Origin of the sequence: Facilibium subflavum, assembly GCF_003574485.1 — a bacterium.
Taxonomy (GTDB): domain Bacteria; phylum Pseudomonadota; class Gammaproteobacteria; order Francisellales; family Francisellaceae; genus Facilibium; species Facilibium subflavum.
The window spans coordinates 1-519 of the sequence record NZ_QLIT01000381.1 but is presented as its reverse complement, the minus strand read 5'-3'; the positions used below and the strand labels follow the sequence as shown (position 1 = coordinate 519).

General features: G+C 34.9%; 1 pseudogene. It reads right to left on the bottom strand.

The features are described from left to right. Positions 1–308 precede the first annotated feature (308 nt). Positions 309–519: pseudogene (locus tag DNK84_RS14045) on the bottom strand (hypothetical protein); the annotation flags it as partial.

Sequence of the window (519 nt, the reverse complement as noted above, 5' to 3'; positions counted from 1 at the left end):
AATCTAAGATATATATTAGAAACACAAGCCACAGCATAAAGGGCTTATACACTGGCGCATCTATGTTCTTTTTGATCTTATCGGCAGCTTTCAAAAGGGTAACTTATATGGATTCTATATCCGTTTTATGCGCTTTTAATGTATTAGGTGATTTTGTCAATTTTTATCATCAATAAGATAACATAAACCAGATTTTATCAAAAAAAAACTGCTTATTCTGTATCAGCAGCCATTTTAGAATGACGAATACGACCATGTGTCTGTTTTGAAGCTATTGGTTTACCACAAAAGTTGTGCAAAAACCATTTTTAGATCGACCCCATCAGCTCTTTAGCATCGACTTTGCCAACGAATTTGTGTTCTTCTTTTCCTTGATGATTAAAAATAATCACACTTGGCGGACCAAACAGCTGATACTGCTTTAAAAGCTGGCTACTATTGTTTCCTACTTGTGTGACATTGGCCTGGATTAAAGTATAACCTTTAAGCTTATTGATCACATCAGGGTCAGAGAAAGTT